Genomic DNA, 18,782 nt, shown 5'->3' on the forward strand with positions numbered 1-18,782 from the left:
GGCGATCACCCGCGCTTGGGGAAAGCGGAAAAAAACGCTGGGCATTATAAGCATTTTTCCGGGGCTAGCGTCATTGGCGCTGCTGTCAAGGCTCGGTCAGTGAACGCAATGAATAATAAAGAGTCCGTAACTCACGGATAGTCATAGGGAATTGCTAGTGCTGGGACTCTTCAATAAAAAAAACCGGACGCTTCTGGGGATCGACATCAGTTCGACGTCGGTGAAGCTCCTGGAGCTGAGCCGCTCAGGCACCCGCTACCGGGTCGAGGCCTACGCCGTAGAGCCGTTGCCGGCCAACGCGGTGGTGGAAAAAAACATCGCCGAGCTCGAAGGGGTTGGCCAGGCGCTCACGCGCGTTTTGCTCAAGGCCAGGAGCAGCGTGCGGACGGTTGCCGTAGCCGTGGCCGGGTCTGCGGTGATCACCAAGACCCTTGAGATGGATGCGGGGCTCTCTGCCGACGAACTCGAAAACCAGCTGAAAATCGAAGCCGATCAATACATTCCCTATCCGCTGGAAGAAGTCGCCATCGATTTCGAAGTCCAGGGCCCGTCCCTGCGTAACCCCGAACGCATCGACGTGCTGCTGGCCGCATGTCGCAAGGAGAACGTCGAGGTGCGCGAAGCGGCGCTGGCGCTGGCCGGGCTGACCGCGCGGGTGGTCGATGTCGAGGCCTACGCACTGGAGCGCTCCTTCGGGTTGCTGGCCACTCAACTGGCCAGTTCCCAGGAGCGTCTGACGGTAGCGGTGGTCGATATCGGCGCCACCATGACCACCCTGAGTGTGCTGCTTAACGGCAAGATCATCTACACCCGCGAGCAGCTCTTTGGCGGTCGCCAGCTCACTGAAGAGATCCAGCGTCGTTATGGCCTGACCGTCGAGCAGGCCGGGCTGGCAAAAAAACAGGGCGGCCTGCCCGACGATTACGTCAGCGAAGTCCTGCAACCTTTCAGGGAGGCGCTGGTGCAGCAGGTGTCCCGATCCCTTCAGTTCTTTTTCGCCTCCGGCCAGTACAACGCGGTCGACCACATCCTGTTGGCGGGTGGTACAGCCTCTATTGCCGGGCTGGACCGGCTGATCGAGCAGCGCCTCGGCACGCCGACCCAGGTAGCCAACCCGTTCACGGACATGGCCCTGAGCGCCAAGGTCAATGCCAGCGCCCTGGCCAGTGATGCGCCAGCGCTGATGATTGCCTGCGGCCTGGCCCTCAGGAGTTTTGACTGATGGCACGGATCAATCTTCTCCCCTGGCGCGAAGAGCTTCGCGAGGAGCGGCGCAAGCGTTTCCTGACCGCGATGGTCGGTGTACTGGTGGTGACGGTGGGCGTGATCCTGCTGGCTGACCAATACATCAGCAGCGCGATTGACCGACAGACGGCGCGTAATGATTACCTCAGCAAGCAAATAGCCGTGCTCGATGAGCGAATCAAGCAAATCAGCGATTTGAAGGCCCGGCGTCAGGAGTTGGTGGAGCGGATGCGGATCATCCAGGACCTGCAAGGCAATCGGCCGATCAGCGGACGGATTTTCGATCAGTTGGCCCGCACGCTGCCAGACGGGGTGTATTTCACGGATGTGAAGATGCTCGACAAGACTCTGTCCATCAGTGGCGCGGCGGAGTCGAATAATCGCGTCTCGGACCTGATGCGTAACCTCGATGCTTCGGACTGGTTCGATGCGCCGAGCCTGACCGAGGTCAAGGCGACGACCGCCGGTGCCGTGGACCAGGCCAACGTCTTCCAACTGACCGTGCGTCAGACCCAGCCGGCAAACCCGGAGGGCACGAAATGACGACGCCTGAATGGTTCGACAGCTTGCGCAGGATCGATTTCAGCGACCTGGACCTGAGCAACATCGGCTCATGGCCGACGGCGGTCAAAGGCCTGGCCGGGAGTCTGCTCGCGGTCCTGGTCCTGGCGTTGGGCTACAACTTCTACCTTCAGGACCTTGAGGCGCAGCTTGAGCAGGCGCGGGGGAAGGAAGTCACCCTCAAGGAGCAGTTCGCCGACAAGGCGCACATGGCCGCTAACCTGGAACTCTACAGTGCGCAAATGAAGGAGATGGAGAACTCCTTTGGCGTGCTGCTGCGGCAACTGCCCAGCGTCACCGAGGTCCCCGGACTGCTGGAGGACATCACCCGCACCGGGCTGGGCAGTGGCCTGGAGTTTGAAGAAATCAAACTGCTGCCGGAAGTCACACAGCCGTTCTACATCGAACTGCCGATCCAGATCACCGTCACGGGTGCCTATCACGACCTGGCGACTTTCGTCAGCGGCGTGGCGGGGCTGCCACGGATCGTCACGCTGCATGACTTCGAGGTTGCCCCCGTGACACCCGGCAGCGGGTCGAAGCTGCGCATGAGCATTCTCGCCAAGACCTACCGCTACAACGACAAGGGGCTGGATAAATGAGCGCGGCCCGTACCTGGTTAACGCTTGTGCTGCTGACGGGGCTGGCGGGTTGCGGCCCCGGCAATGACTTCAGTGATCTGGATGCCTACATGAATGAGGTCCGCCTGCGCCCGCCGGGCAAGATCGAACCCACGCCGACATTCAGGTCCTACGAGACGTTTACCTATCACGCGTCGACCTTGCGCAGTCCCTTTTCGCCACAAATCAGGGTCGACCTGGCAGGACATCAGCGCGGCTCGCGCAACGTCAAGCCGGACCCGAGTCGGGTGAAACAGTTTCTTGAGGGTTTCAACATCGAGCAGTTCGAGATGGTTGGCACACTCTCCAACGCTTCGGGCGCATTTGCCTTGTTGCGCGGGGCGGGAGGGGTGCACCGGTTGAAAGTCGGTGATTACCTGGGCCGCAACGATGGCCGGATCGTTGCGATCAGTGATTCGCAGGTCGAAGTGGTCGAAATCGTTCCCGATGGCGAGGGTGCCTGGCTGGAGCGACCACGGACCATTCCTTTGAAAGAGCATTCATAGTGGAATTCGAACAATGAACAGGATCCTTTCATCCCTCGGTTTTTCGCTATGGATAGCGCTGTTATCACCGATGGTTCAGGCGACCAGCCTCAAAACGCTGGACGTCGCGGCATTGCCGGGCGATCGCGTCGAGTTGAAGCTCACGTTCGACGGGCCGCCGCCTGCGGCTCACGGCTATACCACCGAGCAACCCGCGCGGATTGCCCTTGATCTGCCAGGCGTGACTAATCAACTGGCCAGCAAGAGTCGCGAACTGGGCAGCGGCAATGCCCGCAGCGCAACAGTGGTCGAAGCCAAGGACCGTACCCGGTTGATCATTAACCTGGCGCAATTAGCGCCGTACAGCACACGGGTCGAAGGCAACAATCTGTTCGTGGTGGTCGGGCAGGGGGTTGCTGCTGCGCCTAAGCCTCGCGTCGCGGCCGCGCCGCGAGTGGCCAGTGCCACACCCGCTCCAGCCAAGGCCTATGTCCCGGTGAGCAAGGCCATCCGTGGCGTGGACTTCCAGCGTGGCGAGCAAGGCGAAGGCAACGTGGTGATCGACCTGTCGGACCCCGGCATCAGCCCGGATATCCAGGAGCGTGACGGAAAAATCATTCTCAGCTTTGCCAACACCCAGTTGCCGGAGCCGTTGCGGGTGCGCCTGGACGTGAAGGATTTCGCCACGCCAGTGCAATACGTCAACGCCAGTGCCTCCCCGGGCAAGGCCAGCATCAGCATCGAGCCCAGCGGTACGTTCGACTACTCGACCTACCAGACCGATAACAAGCTGACGGTCAGCGTCCGGCCAATGACCATCGACGATCTGCAAAAGCGCAATGCCGATCGTCATACCTATACCGGCGAGAAGTTGTCGTTGAATTTCCAGGACATCGACGTGCGCTCGGTGCTGCAACTGATTGCCGACTTCACCAACCTCAATCTGGTGGCCAGTGACACAGTGCAGGGCGGCATTACCCTGCGCCTGCAAAATGTACCCTGGGACCAGGCGCTGGACCTGGTGCTGAAAACCAAGGGGCTGGACAAGCGCAAGATCGGCAACGTGTTGCTGGTGGCACCGGCGGATGAAATCGCCGCTCGTGAGCGTCAGGAACTGGAGTCGCAGAAGCAGATCGCCGAACTCGCTCCGCTACGTCGGGAACTGTTGCAGGTCAATTACGCCAAGGCTGCGGACATCGCAAAGCTGTTCCAGTCGGTCACCAGTGCCGAGGCGAAAATCGACGAGCGCGGTTCGATCACCGTCGATGAGCGGACCAACAACATCATTGCCTACCAGACACAGGATCGCCTCGATGAGCTGCGCCGAATCGTGGCGCAACTGGATATTCCGGTGCGCCAGGTGATGATCGAGGCACGGATCGTCGAGGCCAACGTCGATTACGACAAGAGCCTGGGGGTGCGTTGGGGTGGCTCGGTTCGCAACAAGGGCAACTGGAACACCTCCGGTGTCAGCAATAACGGGGCGAACACCTCCTCGACCATTGGCACGCCGGGCAGCACGAGCACCAACTCGCCGTTCGTCGACATGGGCGCGGCGGGCAATACCTCGGGCATTGGCATCGCCTTTATCACAGACAACGTGTTGCTGGACCTCGAACTGACGGCGATGGAAAAAACCGGCAACGGCGAAGTGGTCTCCCAGCCCAAGGTGGTCACCTCCGACAAGGAAACCGCCAAGATCCTCAAGGGCACGGAAATTCCTTACCAGGAAGCCAGCTCCAGCGGTGCCACTTCGGTGTCCTTCAAGGAGGCTTCGCTGTCGCTGGAAGTGACCCCGCAGATCACTCCCGATAACCGCATCATCATGGAGGTCAAGGTCACCAAGGATGAGCCGGATTACCTGAACAAAGTGCAGGACGTACCGCCCATCAAGAAGAACGAGGTCAACGCCAAGGTGTTGGTCAATGATGGCGAGACGATCGTCATCGGCGGTGTTTTCTCAAATACTCAGAGCAAGGTTGTAGATAAGGTGCCATTTCTTGGCGATGTGCCGTATCTTGGCCGCCTTTTCCGGCGTGACGTGGTTTCGGAGAAAAAATCCGAGCTGTTGGTGTTTCTCACTCCGCGTATCATGAACAACCAGGCGATTGCTGTGAGTCGTTGATTCTGTGCGAAATTTGATTCTTGTTGGGCCGATGGGTGCTGGAAAAAGCACCATCGGTCGCTTGCTGGCCAAAGAGCTGCGCCTGCCGTTCAAAGATTCCGATAAGGAAATTGAATTGCGCACGGGCGCCAATATTCCGTGGATCTTCGATAAGGAAGGCGAGCCGGGCTTTCGTGACCGTGAACAGGCGATGATCGCCGAGTTGTGCGAGCTCGACGGCGTGGTGCTGGCGACCGGCGGCGGCGCGGTCATGCGCGAAGCCAATCGGCGGGCCCTGCATGCGGGCGGGCGGGTGGTCTATCTGCACGCTTCGGTCGAGCAGCAGGTTGGCCGCACCTCGCGCGACCGCAACCGTCCGCTGTTGCGCACCGCCGATCCTGCCAAAACCCTGCGGGATTTGTTGACGCTGCGTGACCCGCTTTATCGGGAAATCGCCGACCTGGTGGTGGAAACCGATGAGCGGCCGCCACGAATGGTGGTTCTGGATATTCTGGAACGCTTGCAGCAGCTGCCTCCCCGTTAATCCACGCAGCGAAATGCGCTATCCTCGGCGTCGCGTCACGACCGCTTGAGGGTGTGGCGTATGGCTGGTGGGCAACGTCACACACGCAGATGTTGCCAGTCGTTAATGTAAGGCAGGACGCCTGATTTCATCTTCACTGTGGGGACACATGCAGACACTTAAGGTCGATTTAGGCGAGCGCAGCTACCCGATCCATATTGGCGAAGGTTTGTTGGACCAGCCCGAACTGCTGGCGCCGCATATCGCCGGGCGGCAAGTGGCAATCATCTCCAACGAGACCGTCGCGCCGCTGTATCTCGAGCGTCTGACCCGCAGCCTTGCGCAGTTTTCGGTTATCTCCGTGGTTTTGCCCGATGGCGAAGCCTTCAAGAACTGGGAAACCCTGCAAACCATCTTCGATGGCCTGCTGACGGCGCGGCATGATCGGCGTACCACGGTGATCGCTTTGGGCGGCGGCGTGATTGGCGACATGGCCGGTTTTGCGGCCGCCTGCTACCAGCGCGGCGTGGATTTCATTCAGGTTCCGACCACCTTGCTGTCGCAAGTCGACTCCTCGGTAGGTGGCAAGACCGGGATCAACCATCCGCTGGGCAAGAACATGGTCGGCGCGTTCTATCAGCCGAACGTCGTGCTGATCGACACCGCGACGCTCAACACATTACCGGCCCGTGAGTTGTCTGCGGGCCTGGCGGAAGTCATCAAGTACGGTTTGATCTGCGACGAGCCGTTTCTCACTTGGCTCGAAGAAAACGTCGATCGCCTGCGGGCGCTGGACCAGACGGCCCTGACCTACGCGATTCAGCGCTCCTGCGCGGCCAAGGCTGCCGTGGTCGGCGCCGACGAGCGCGAGTCGGGTATTCGGGCCACGCTTAATCTGGGGCACACCTTCGGCCACGCCATCGAGACCCACATGGGCTATGGTGTCTGGTTACATGGTGAAGCGGTGGCTGCTGGCACCGTAATGGCTCTGGAGATGTCCGCGCAGTTGGGCTGGATCAGCGCCCAGGAGCGCGATCGTGGTATTCGCCTGTTCCAGCGCGCCGGTTTACCGGTCATCCCGCCTGAAGAGATGACCGAAGCCGATTTTCTCGAACACATGGCAATAGACAAGAAAGTGATCGACGGTCGTTTGCGTCTGGTGCTGTTGCGCCGAATGGGCGAAGCAGTCGTGACCGACGATTATCCGAAAGAGGTTTTACAGGCCACGCTGGGAGCGGATTACCGCGCCCTGGCTCAGCTTAAAGGTTAATAAGATCCCGATGACTAGTTTGCATGCCGACGAGGCTTTCCTCGGCCATTACCAGTTGAGTCATGACCCTTTCGCTCCACGGGTGCCTGGCTTCAAGTTTTTCCCCGCCCAGCGCAAGCCGGTCCTGGGGCAGTTGCACCACCTGGCCCGCTATAGCCAGTTGCTGCTCGTGGTCACTGGGCCACAAGGTAGCGGCAAGACCCTGCTGCGTCAGGCGCTGGTGGCCAGTACCAACAAGCAATCGGTGCAAAGCGTGGTGGTTTCCGCCCGTGGCGCCGGTGATGCGGCTGGCGTGCTGCGCCAGGTGGCGCAGGCACTGAATGTTGCCCAGGCTGACGTCGGCGCGATTCTCAAGCAAGTGGTGCAGCTCGCATTGACCGGTCAGGAAGTCTATCTGCTGGTGGACGATGCCGAGCAACTCGATGAGTCCGCGCTCGAGGCCCTGCTCGAGCTGGCTGCCGGGGCGCCGGAAGGCCGCCCTCACGTGTTCCTGTTCGGTGAGTCGTCGCTGATTGCTTCGCTGGAGCAATTGCATGCCGAGGAAGAGCGCTTTCACGTCATCGAACTGGCGCCTTACGCCGAAGAAGAAACCCGTGAATACCTGGCCCTGCGACTTGAAGGGGCGGGTCAGGGAATCGAACTTTTCTCCGCAGATCAGATCTCTGAGATTCACGAAAGCTCCGAAGGCTGGCCTGGCAACATCAACCAGGCTGCCCGCGATGCGATGATCGAAGCCATGATAGCTAGCCGCTCAGCGGTCAAGCGTCCAAGTATGGGGTTCAATATGCCGAAGAAACACGTATTGGCGATATCCGCCGTAGTCGTGGTCGCGGTAGCTGCCGCCTGGTTGATGCCGGGTCGCAGCAAGGCACCGACCACCGGCGCGCCCGCCAGTGAGCAAGCGCAACTGCCCTTGGGGCAAGGTTCGCCGACACCGAACGGCAGCGGTTCTCCGGCAGTGGAATTCGCCGGCAATACCCAGCCGATGCCATTGCCATTGGTCGGACAGTCGCAACCGGTAATGCGCGGACCGCTGGCTGAAGCGGCGGGTGGCATTACCGAAGGCGACGACGGTGTGCCAGTCGAAGGCTCCAGCGCCACACCGCCGACGGTCACCACCACGGCGCCACCTGCGGGCATTCCGGCCGGTCCTGCGCCAACGCCAGCGGCCAAACCCGTCCCTGCGCCGACTCAGGTCGCTGCAGCCAAGCCTGCGCCAGCTCCGGTTGCTCCGGTTGCCAAACCTGCGCCGACTCCAGCAGCCAAGCCGGCACCAGTCGCCAAGGCCGTCGAAAAGCCGGTGACTCTGGCCAAGGCGGCTACTGGCGGTAGCTGGTACGCCGGTCAGGCGCCGGGCAACTACGTACTGCAAATCCTTGGCACCAGCTCTGAAGCAACGGCGCAGAACTTCGTCAAAGAGCAGGGCGGCGAGTACCGCTACTTCAAGAAAGTCCTTAACGGCAAGCCGCTTTACGTCATCACCTACGGTAACTTCGCTAGCCGCGATGCTGCCGCTTCCGCCATCAAGGCCTTGCCAGCGAAGGTTCAGGCTGGTAAACCTTGGCCTCGCTCTGTCGCCAGCGTCCAACAGGAACTGGCTACAACCCGCTGAAGATTCGGCGGCCTTACCCAGGCCGCCTCTCCCGGCACCTCAAAATTTCTGCAAGCGCATGTGGCTTCAGGGTCTGTTGACGCTTGCTGACGACCGCGACGCAGACCCATTTGGCGCTGGGCAAGGCGCGAGGAACGCAGTTTGGTTGTTCCAAATAAGTTCCGAGCAACGCTGCCCTGCGCCAAATGGGTCGCATCCCTTCGGGTTGCGCGCCAACGCGGTTCGTCAGCAAGCGTCAACAGACCCTGAGCCGCGTGCCTTGTGGTGTCTGCATCACAGTAGTCTTTGAGTCGTTGCGGTCAGAATTAAAAAAGTTTTGACTAGCACAGCATATCGCTTTAAACCTTTCACAAATGCGACATAGATTTGCGACATTTCGTCGTCGAATTTGTGAGCGTCTGTGTCGCTGTGTACAATGACCTCCCATTTGCCCCCGCTAAGCCGGCGTACGTTCGGCGCGGAAGGTAAGAGGTTGAATTGAAAAGAAATTTGCCTCTAAAAAGAGGCAGCCTGGTGAGAAAGTGTCTATGAAAGCAGGTCTGTACCAACCCGATGAGTTCAAGGATAACTGTGGTTTCGGCCTGATAGCCCATATGCAGGGCGAACCCAGTCATACCCTGTTGCAAACGGCCATTGAGGCCCTGACCTGCATGACCCACCGCGGTGGGATCAACGCAGACGGCAAAACCGGTGACGGTTGCGGTCTGCTGATGCAAAAGCCCGACGTATTCCTTCGCGCCATCGCCCAGGAAACGTTCGGTATTGAATTGCCCAGGCAATACGCCGTGGGCATGGTGTTCTTCAATCAGGACCCGGTAAAAGCCGAAGCGGCTCGCGAGAACATGAACCGCGAGATCCTGGCTGCTGGCCTGCAACTGGTCGGTTGGCGCAAAGTGCCCATCGACACCAGCGTTCTTGGCCAACTGGCCCTTGAGCGTCTGCCGCAGATCGAGCAAGTGTTCATCGCAGGCGATGGCCTGAGCGATCAGGACATGGCAATCAAGCTGTTCACATCGCGTCGTCGCTCGTCCGTGGCCAACGCCGCCGACACCGACCACTACATTTGCAGCTTTTCCCACAAGACCATCATTTACAAAGGCCTGATGATGCCGGCGGATCTCACCGCCTTCTATCCAGACCTCAGCGACCAGCGCCTGCAAACCGCAATCTGCGTGTTCCACCAGCGCTTCTCCACCAACACCCTGCCTAAATGGCCGCTGGCTCAACCGTTCCGCTTCCTGGCGCACAACGGCGAAATCAACACCATCACCGGCAACCGCAACTGGGCCCAGGCCCGTCGCACCAAGTTCACCAACGACCTGATGGACCTGGAAGAGCTCGGTCCGCTGGTCAATCGCGTGGGTTCCGACTCTTCGAGCATGGACAACATGCTGGAGCTGATGGTCACTGGCGGCATCGACCTGTTCCGTGGTGTGCGGATGATCATTCCGCCAGCATGGCAGAACGTCGAGACCATGGACCCGGACCTGCGGGCGTTCTACGAATACAACTCGATGCACATGGAACCGTGGGACGGCCCGGCCGGCGTGGTGATGACCGACGGTCGTTATGCGGTGTGCCTGCTCGACCGTAACGGTCTGCGCCCGGCGCGTTGGGTCACCACCAAGAATGGTTTCATCACTCTGGCCTCGGAAATTGGTGTCTGGAACTACCAGCCTGAAGACGTGATCGCCAAGGGCCGTGTCGGGCCGGGCCAGATCTTCGCCGTGGACACCGAAACCGGTCAGATCCTCGACACCGACGCCATCGACAACCGCTTGAAGTCCCGTCATCCGTACAAGCAATGGCTGCGCAAGAATGCCCTGCGCATCCAGGCAACCATGGAAGACAACGACCACGGTTCGGCGTTTTACGATGTCGATCAGCTCAAGCAGTACATGAAGATGTACCAGGTCACTTTCGAGGAGCGTGACCAGGTGCTACGCCCTTTGGGTGAGCAGGGTTATGAAGCGGTCGGTTCCATGGGCGATGACACGCCGATGGCCGTGCTGTCCCAGCGTGTGCGCACGCCGTATGACTATTTCCGCCAGCAATTCGCGCAGGTCACCAACCCGCCGATCGACCCGCTGCGCGAAGCCATCGTCATGTCGCTGGAAGTCTGCCTTGGCGCCGAGCGCAACATCTTCCAGGAATCGCCGGAGCACGCTTCGCGCGTGATCCTCAGCTCGCCGGTCATTTCCCCGGCCAAGTGGCGCTCGCTGATGAACCTGGACCGTCCGGGTTTCGAGCGTCAGGTCATCGACCTCAACTACGACGAGGCGCTGGGCCTTGAAGCCGCGGTGCGCAACATCGCCGACCAGGCCGAAGAAGCCGTGCGTTCCGGGCGTACCCAGATCGTGCTGAGCGACCGTCATATCGCACCGGGCAAACTGCCGGTCCACGCTTCCCTGGCCACCGGCGCGGTGCACCATCGCCTAACCGAAAAAGGTTTGCGTTGCGATTCCAACATTCTTGTCGAGACCGCCACTGCGCGTGACCCGCACCACTTTGCCGTGCTGATCGGTTTCGGCGCCTCTGCCGTCTATCCGTTCCTGGCCTACGAAGTGCTGGGCGACCTGATCCGTACCGGTGAAGTGCTGGGCGACCTCTACGAGGTGTTCAAGAACTACCGCAAAGGCATCACCAAGGGTCTGCTCAAGATCCTGTCGAAGATGGGTATCTCGACCATCACCTCGTACCGCGGTGCGCAGTTGTTCGAGGCCATTGGCCTGTCCGAAGAAGTCTGCGAACTGAGCTTCCGTGGCGTGCCAAGCCGCATCAAGGGTGCGCGTTTTGTCGACATCGAAGCTGAACAGAAGGCGTTGGCTGCTGAAGCCTGGAGCCCGCGCAAGCCGATCCAGCAGGGCGGTTTGCTGAAGTTCGTCCACGGTGGCGAGTATCACGCGTACAACCCGGACGTGGTCAGTACCCTGCAAGCCGCTGTGCAGCAGGGCGACTACAGCAAGTTCAAGGAGTACACGGCGCTGGTGGACAACCGTCCGGTGTCGATGATCCGCGACCTGTTCAAGGTCAAAACCCTTGAGCAGGCGCTGGACATCAGCGAGATCGAACCGCTGGAATCGGTGCTCAAACGCTTCGATTCTGCTGGCATCTCCCTCGGCGCCCTGTCGCCGGAAGCCCACGAAGCCCTGGCCGAAGCCATGAACCGCCTGGGTGCGCGTTCCAACTCCGGTGAAGGCGGCGAAGACCCGGCGCGTTACGGCACCATCAAGAGCTCGAAAATCAAGCAAGTGGCGACGGGCCGTTTCGGTGTGACCCCGGAATACCTGGTCAACGCCGAAGTGCTGCAGATCAAGGTCGCACAGGGCGCCAAGCCCGGCGAAGGTGGTCAGTTGCCAGGCGGCAAGGTCAACGGTCTGATTGCCAAGCTGCGTTATGCAGTGCCGGGTGTGACCCTGATTTCGCCACCGCCGCACCACGACATCTATTCGATTGAAGACTTGTCGCAGCTGATTTTCGACCTGAAGCAAGTCAACCCGAAAGCATTGGTCTCGGTGAAACTGGTGGCAGAGGCGGGCGTTGGCACCATCGCCGCTGGCGTGGCCAAGGCTTACGCCGACTTGATCACCATCTCCGGCTACGACGGCGGCACCGGCGCGTCGCCGCTGACCTCGATCAAGTACGCGGGCGCACCGTGGGAACTCGGCCTGGCCGAAACCCACCAGACCCTGCGCGGTAACGACCTGCGCGGCAAGGTTCGGGTGCAGACTGACGGCGGTCTGAAAACCGGCCTCGACGTGATCAAGGCGGCGATTCTCGGTGCTGAAAGCTTCGGCTTCGGCACCGCGCCGATGATTGCCCTGGGCTGCAAATACCTGCGTATCTGTCACCTGAACAACTGCGCCACCGGCGTGGCGACGCAGAACGAAAAACTGCGCAAGGACCACTACATCGGTACGGTCGACATGGTGGTGAACTTCTTCACCTACGTCGCCGAAGAAACCCGTGAGTGGCTGGCGAAGCTGGGCGTGCGTTCCCTCGAAGAGCTGATCGGCCGTACCGACCTGCTGGAAATCCTCGAAGGGCAGACCGCCAAGCAAAACCATCTGGACCTGACTCCGTTGCTGGGCAGCGATCACATCCCGGCAGACAAGCCACAGTTCTGCCAGGTCGACCGCAACCCACCGTTCGACAAGGGCCTGCTGGCCGAGAAAATGGTCGTCATGGCCACCTCGGCCATCAACGACCTGTGCGGCGCCGATTTCGCCCTGGATATCTGTAACTGCGACCGCTCCATTGGCGCACGGATCTCCGGCGAAATTGCACGTAAACACGGCAATCAGGGCATGGCCAAGGCGCCGATCACCTTCCGCTTCAAGGGCACTGCCGGTCAGAGCTTTGGAGTGTGGAACGCGGGCGGCCTGAACATGTACCTCGAAGGCGACGCCAACGACTACGTCGGCAAAGGCATGACCGGTGGCAAACTGGTCATCGTTCCACCAAAAGGCAGCCTCTACAAAACTCAGGACAGCGCGATTATCGGCAACACCTGCCTCTACGGCGCCACGGGCGGCAAGCTGTTCGCCGCTGGCACTGCGGGCGAGCGTTTCGCGGTGCGTAACTCCGGTGCTCACACCGTGGTGGAAGGCACAGGCGATCACTGCTGCGAGTACATGACCGGTGGTTTCGTCTGTGTACTGGGCAAGACCGGTTACAACTTCGGCTCAGGGATGACCGGTGGTTTCGCCTACGTGCTCGACCAGGACAACACCTTCGTTGACCGGGTCAACCACGAACTGGTGGAAATCCAGCGGATCAGCGGCGAAGCGATGGAAGCCTATCGCAGCCACCTGCAACGCGTGCTGAACGAATACGTCGAGGAAACCGACAGCGAATGGGGTCGTAACCTCGCTGAAAACCTCGATGACTATCTGCGCCGTTTCTGGCTGGTCAAGCCCAAGGCTGCCAACCTGAAATCGTTGCTTTCCAGCACCCGTGCCAACCCGCAGTGATATGCGCCTGAAGAGTTTGATGAGGTTTTAATAATGGCTGAACGTCTGAATAACGACTTCCAGTTCATCGATGTCGGGCGCAAAGATCCGAAGAAGAAACTGTTGCGTCAACGCAAGAAAGAGTTCGTGGAAATCTACGAACCGTTCAAACCCCAGCATTCGGCCGATCAGGCCCACCGCTGCCTGGGTTGCGGCAACCCGTATTGCGAATGGAAGTGCCCGGTGCACAACTTCATTCCCAACTGGCTGAAACTGGTGGCCGAGGGCAACATCCTCGCCGCCGCCGAACTGTCGCACCAGACCAACACCCTGCCGGAAGTCTGCGGCCGTGTGTGCCCGCAGGATCGTCTGTGCGAGGGGGCCTGCACCCTGAACGACGGCTTCGGCGCGGTGACTATCGGTTCGGTCGAGAAGTACATCACCGACACCGCGTTCGCCATGGGCTGGCGCCCGGACATGTCCAAGGTCAAACCGACCGGTAAACGTGTCGCGGTGATCGGCGCCGGGCCTGCGGGCCTGGGCTGTGCCGACGTGCTGGTGCGCGGCGGCGTGACCCCGGTGGTGTTCGACAAGAACCCGGAAATCGGCGGTCTGCTGACCTTCGGCATCCCCGAGTTCAAGCTGGAAAAGACCGTGCTGAGCAATCGTCGCGAAGTCTTCACCGGCATGGGCATCGAGTTCCGCCTGAACACCGAGGTGGGCAAGGACGTAACCGTCGAGCAACTGCTCGAAGAATACGATGCGGTGTTCATGGGTATGGGCACCTACACCTACATGAAGGGCGGCTTTGCCGGTGAGGACCTGCCGGGCGTGCACGACGCCTTGGACTTCCTGATCGCCAACGTCAATCGCAACCTGGGCTTTGAAAAGTCGCCGGAAGATTTCGTCGACATGAAGGGCAAGAAGGTTGTGGTACTGGGTGGTGGCGACACGGCGATGGACTGCAACCGTACTTCGATTCGCCAGGGCGCCAAGTCGGTGACCTGCGCCTACCGTCGTGACGAAGCGAACATGCCTGGCTCGCGCAAAGAGGTGAAGAACGCCAAGGAAGAAGGCGTGAAGTTCCTCTACAACCGTCAGCCGATTGCCATCGTGGGTGAGGACCGGGTCGAAGGCGTGAAGGTGGTCGAGACCCGTCTCGGCGAGCCGGACGCCCGTGGCCGTCGCAGCCCCGAGCCGATCCCGGGCTCCGAAGAGATCATCCCGGCCGACGCCGTGGTCATCGCTTTCGGTTTCCGTCCAAGCCCGGCGTCGTGGTTTGAACAGCACAGCATCCAGACCGACAGCCAGGGCCGCGTCGTGGCACCGGAACAAGGCCAGTACAAGCACCAGACCAGCAACCCGAAGATTTTCGCCGGTGGCGACATGGTGCGCGGTTCCGACCTGGTGGTAACGGCGATCTTCGAAGGCCGCAATGCCGCCGAAGGGATCCTGGATTACCTGGGCGTTTAACCCCCGATTCCGAATTGGAATGGGATCAAATGTGGGAGCGGGCTTGCTCGCGAAGATGGAGTGTCAGTCAGCATTGATGTTGCCTGACACACCGCTTTCGCGAGCAAGCCCGCTCCCACAGTTGTTTCGCAGTGTTGCGAAAATCGTGATTCCCCCGCGACAAATTGACCCGATAGACAAAAGGTTCGGCGCTTGCCGTGCCTTTTGCGTCTCGCTCTGAGAAAATGCCCGCACTTTTTTTCCGGATGCCGACATGACTGCCCTGAAGAACGACCGTTTCCTTCGCGCCCTGCTCAAGCAACCTGTAGACGTCACGCCCGTGTGGATGATGCGTCAGGCCGGTCGCTACTTGCCTGAATACCGCGCCAGCCGTGCCAAGGCCGGTGATTTCATGAGCCTGTGCATGAATCCTGCGTTCGCTTGCGAAGTCACGATGCAACCGCTCGACCGTTATCCACAGCTGGATGCGGCGATCCTTTTCTCGGACATCCTGACCATCCCGGATGCTATGGGCCAAGGCCTGTACTTTGAAACCGGCGAAGGTCCGCGCTTCAAGAAAGTCGTCAGCACGATGGCTGACATCGAAGCCCTGCCGATTCCTGATCCACAAAAGGACCTCGGCTACGTGATGGATGCGGTCAGCACTATCCGCCGCGAGCTGAACGGCCGCGTGCCGTTGATCGGCTTCTCCGGCAGCCCATGGACCCTGGCCACCTACATGGTCGAAGGCGGTTCGTCGAAAGACTTCCGCAAGACCAAGGCCATGCTCTACGACAACCCGCAAGCCATGCACCTGCTGCTGGATAAACTCGCGCAGTCGGTCACCAGCTACCTCAATGGCCAGATCATGGCGGGCGCCCAAGCGGTGCAGATCTTCGACACCTGGGGTGGCAATCTCTCGGCGGCGGCGTATCAGGAATTCTCCCTGGCCTACATGCGCAAGATCGTCAGCGGCCTGATCCGCGAGCATGAAGGCCGCAAAGTGCCGGTCATCCTGTTCACCAAAAACGGCGGCCTGTGGCTGGAAAGCATTGCCGATTCGGGTGCTGACGCACTGGGCCTGGACTGGACCTGCGACATCGGTAACGCTCGCGAGCGCGTCGGCAGCAAAGTTGCGCTGCAAGGCAACATGGACCCGACCGTGCTCTACGCCAAGCCAGAAGCGATCCGCGCTGAAGTCGGGCGCATTCTTGCCAGCTACGGCAAAGGCAGCGGTCACGTGTTCAACCTCGGCCATGGCATCACCCCGGAAGTCGACCCGGAACACGCCGGCGCCTTCCTGCGTGCCGTGCACGAGCTTTCTGCGCAATACCACCAGTAATTCGTAGCAGCCTGCCTGGCCTCCGCGCCAGGCAGGTTTTACGCCCTCGATAACCCTCGCTCATTTCCTCAGGCCGTCCTGGCTATTGGCGTTTACTTGCCTGTCATAGTGATGGCGGGTGTGCGAACTGTTTATGTTCGTGCAGCCTTTACGTGCTGAATCTTTAAGAAATATCTTACCTCTATGTAAGGCGATATTACCTTTCTCGTCTGATTAGTTCGATTGCTGACATTCCCTGCCTGAGTAAAAGATTTATCCTACATAGAATTAAAATTTCTGGCGGTAAAGTGCCCTTCTCAATTCTGCCAACACCTTATGTGTGGCGAGCATGTCATAAATAATAATCACGGCATTGTTGTTGTGTAAGTGCTGGTTGCTGGCGTTCAGTAATACTGTGATTAAAAGATGCTCTCTTAAATGTCAGGTAAGTGTTGGACGTGTTGAGCGTGTCGTAAAGGGGAGGCAAGTTTCTGCCGGATAGAGGTTGGCTTGCGAATAGTTATTAATAATAAGTCTGGAACTAATAATATGAAAAACACTGTTTCCAAAGGAGGTGCATTAACAGGATGTGCTTCCTCGTTGACGCTGTTGGCGGCCCTGTTGGCTTCACAGCATGTGGCCGCTCATGGTTACTTGAATGAGCCGCCGTCCCGCGCCTTCCAGTGCCAGAAAGGTCTGAACAAAGACTGTGGCGGCGCGCAATACGAACCGCAAAGCGTGGGCGAAACCTTCAAGGGCTTTCCCAACGGTGTGGGCGGTGCGCCTCTGCAAGGGCCTGTAGATGGCAAGATTGCCAGTGGCGGTATCGCAATGTTTTCCGCGGTTGATGCCCAGTCTGCCACTCGTTGGCATCTGACTGAAATCAAGGACCGTTCCCTCGATTTCGATTGGAAGTACACCGCCGCTCACCCCGCGACCAAGCATGAATACTTCATTACCAAAAGTGGCTGGAATCCGAATGAGCCGCTCAAGCGCGCCTCGTTCGATACCACACCGTTTTGTTTTGTCGATGGCGGTAACGTCCTGCCGGTCTCCGGGGACAAACACGCGTGTGTGATTCCTGAAGACAAGACCGGTCATCATGTGATTCTGGGTGTGTGGACCGTTGGTGACACCGACGCGGCCTTCCACAACGTGGTTGATGTGAACATTCTTGCCGAAGCGGCGTTGCCTGGCGGCTGGAACTCCGTGGGCGCGATCACCCCGGCGGCGACGTTGCTGCCAGGCGACAAGGTCAAGGCGCGCGCCTTCACCGCCAGTGGTGAAAGTGCGCAATACAGTGTCGAAATCTCGATCAAAAACGCAGAAGAAGGCAAGCCTGCGAACTGGTCGTTTGCCTTGGCCGAGCAAATCAACAAGACCCAGAAGCTGGTGCGCGCCGGTATTCGCGACGAGCACGACAACATCGAACCGGTCAACGGCGTGAACAAGCTCTACGCCCAGAAGGAAAGCGGTGTCACGCGTTATGAAGTGGCGTTGCAGATGCAGGAAGACACTGACGCCCGCATGGAGTTCGGCGGCCTGGCACCAGAACATGAACTGGTGAAAGGCGTTGGCAAGGTTGCGGTTCCTGTTATCAGCAATCGTGCAATGACTGTCGAAGCGACGATTTTCGATGCGAGTAACAAACAAGTCGGCTTCACCCGGCAAGAGGTCGCGGCGCAAAGCAACACGGTACTGAACGTCGATGTCCGTTCTACTCCGGGTACGCACGGTGTGAAACTGGTCGGCACCACTGAAGACGGCCGCACCACTCGCCAGGCTTTCGAGAAAACCGAATTGACCGGTGAAGGCGGTGCGCAAGACTACGACTTCGAATTCCCGAACAATCTCGGCGAATACACCGCAGGTACGAAGGTGCTGCAATCCAAGAACGGCCAGGTCTATGAATGCAAGCCGTTCCCTTACTCAGGTTACTGCAAGCAATACAGCCCGACGGCAACAAATTTCGAACCGGGTGTCGGCAGTGACTGGGCAATGGCCTGGGACCAGAAATAAGTTGGTCTGATAATACTTCGGGCAATCAGGGCTGTTTGATTGTCCGGAACTATCAGGGTTCTTGTTTATGGCTGGTATTGTTGAGTACTTCTAACCAAATGAAAACTTCATCGTATACAGGAGTGCAAATTTTTCTGCATTGGCTTTCGGCCATTATTATTGTCTGGGCGCTCGGCAGTGGGTTTTATGTGTCGCTGTTTGATGTGGCGTTACCGGTCAAGGAATGGGTGGCCTTTATTAATGTGTCGTTGACGACAGTATTCATGCCCTTCTTTGTGGTGAGGCTTTACATCGCCCTGCGTCGAGTTCGCTGTGCTGCAAAGACAAATCGCTCAAAGACCGAACGTCTGGCGTCGTTTACTCACTGGCTTATCTATCTGGTTGTCAGTGGGGTATTGGTGACGGGTATTTTGATGATGGACCGCACCATTAATGTCTTTGATGTTTTGTTTATCCCACAGCCTCTGCATGACCCTTACTGGATTCAACTGTTTCTAACGATTCATGTGTGGACGTGTCTCGCTCTGGCAGCGTTGATTGCCTTGCATGCGAGCGCGGTCATCAAACATGAAGTGTCGGGACGTCGCGTGCTTGCGGGCATGTGGTTTCACCGCTAAC

The 18,782-nt window shown here is 59.2% G+C and carries 13 protein-coding genes; all 13 read left to right on the forward strand.

Annotation, left to right across the window (positions count from 1 at the left end; genetic code table 11):
- Positions 1 to 157: 157 nt before the first annotated feature.
- The gene (locus tag AC1Z1G_RS02120; RefSeq protein WP_483624465.1) at positions 158 to 1,222 is read left to right on the forward strand and encodes a pilus assembly protein PilM; all 1,065 of its coding nucleotides are present in this window, start codon (positions 158 to 160) and stop codon (positions 1,220 to 1,222) included.
- Positions 1,222 to 1,788: a PilN domain-containing protein gene (locus AC1Z1G_RS02125; RefSeq protein WP_483624467.1), complete on the forward strand. Its 567-nt coding sequence runs from the start codon at positions 1,222 to 1,224 to the stop codon at positions 1,786 to 1,788. Before AC1Z1G_RS02120 ends, AC1Z1G_RS02125 begins: the two co-directional genes overlap by 1 nt.
- Positions 1,785 to 2,408 carry a type 4a pilus biogenesis protein PilO gene (gene pilO / locus AC1Z1G_RS02130; RefSeq protein ID WP_483624469.1) on the forward strand — a complete coding sequence of 208 codons (624 nt, stop codon included), beginning with the start codon at positions 1,785 to 1,787 and terminating at the stop codon, positions 2,406 to 2,408. Before AC1Z1G_RS02125 ends, pilO begins: the two co-directional genes overlap by 4 nt.
- A complete protein-coding gene (locus AC1Z1G_RS02135) occupies positions 2,405 to 2,932 on the forward strand; it encodes a pilus assembly protein PilP (RefSeq protein ID WP_483624471.1) in 528 nt (175 codons plus the stop codon). The genes pilO and AC1Z1G_RS02135 overlap by 4 nt, the downstream gene beginning before the upstream one ends.
- 13 nt (positions 2,933 to 2,945) lie before the next feature.
- Positions 2,946 to 5,036, forward strand: a complete 2,091-nt coding sequence (locus tag AC1Z1G_RS02140) for a type IV pilus secretin PilQ (protein ID WP_483624473.1) — start codon at positions 2,946 to 2,948, stop codon at positions 5,034 to 5,036.
- A 4-nt stretch (positions 5,037 to 5,040) separates the two neighbouring features.
- Complete coding sequence (gene aroK, locus AC1Z1G_RS02145; protein WP_483624475.1) at positions 5,041 to 5,559, forward strand: shikimate kinase AroK; 519 nt, start codon at positions 5,041 to 5,043, stop codon at positions 5,557 to 5,559.
- 148 nt (positions 5,560 to 5,707) lie between these two features.
- Positions 5,708 to 6,808: a 3-dehydroquinate synthase gene (gene aroB, locus AC1Z1G_RS02150; RefSeq protein WP_483624476.1), complete on the forward strand. Its 1,101-nt coding sequence runs from the start codon at positions 5,708 to 5,710 to the stop codon at positions 6,806 to 6,808.
- 10 nt (positions 6,809 to 6,818) lie between these two features.
- Positions 6,819 to 8,420: an AAA family ATPase gene (locus AC1Z1G_RS02155; protein WP_483624478.1), complete on the forward strand. Its 1,602-nt coding sequence runs from the start codon at positions 6,819 to 6,821 to the stop codon at positions 8,418 to 8,420.
- Between the two features lie 527 nt (positions 8,421 to 8,947).
- Positions 8,948 to 13,393: a glutamate synthase large subunit gene (gltB, locus tag AC1Z1G_RS02160; RefSeq protein WP_483624480.1), complete on the forward strand. Its 4,446-nt coding sequence runs from the start codon at positions 8,948 to 8,950 to the stop codon at positions 13,391 to 13,393.
- Between the two features lie 33 nt (positions 13,394 to 13,426).
- A complete protein-coding gene (locus AC1Z1G_RS02165; RefSeq protein ID WP_483624482.1) occupies positions 13,427 to 14,845 on the forward strand; it encodes an FAD-dependent oxidoreductase in 1,419 nt (472 codons plus the stop codon).
- Between the two features lie 253 nt (positions 14,846 to 15,098).
- Positions 15,099 to 16,166 carry a uroporphyrinogen decarboxylase gene (hemE, locus tag AC1Z1G_RS02170; protein ID WP_483624484.1) on the forward strand — a complete coding sequence of 356 codons (1,068 nt, stop codon included), beginning with the start codon at positions 15,099 to 15,101 and terminating at the stop codon, positions 16,164 to 16,166.
- Positions 16,167 to 16,694: 528 nt separating this feature from the next.
- A complete protein-coding gene (gene gbpA / locus AC1Z1G_RS02175) occupies positions 16,695 to 18,164 on the forward strand; it encodes an N-acetylglucosamine-binding protein GbpA (RefSeq protein ID WP_483624486.1) in 1,470 nt (489 codons plus the stop codon).
- A 122-nt stretch (positions 18,165 to 18,286) separates the two neighbouring features.
- Entirely contained in the window at positions 18,287 to 18,781 is a 495-nt protein-coding gene (locus AC1Z1G_RS02180; protein ID WP_483624488.1) for a cytochrome b, read from the forward strand.
- The last annotated feature ends 1 nt before the right edge of the window (position 18,782 follow it).

Source organism: Pseudomonas sp. JL27(2026), from assembly GCF_056933555.1.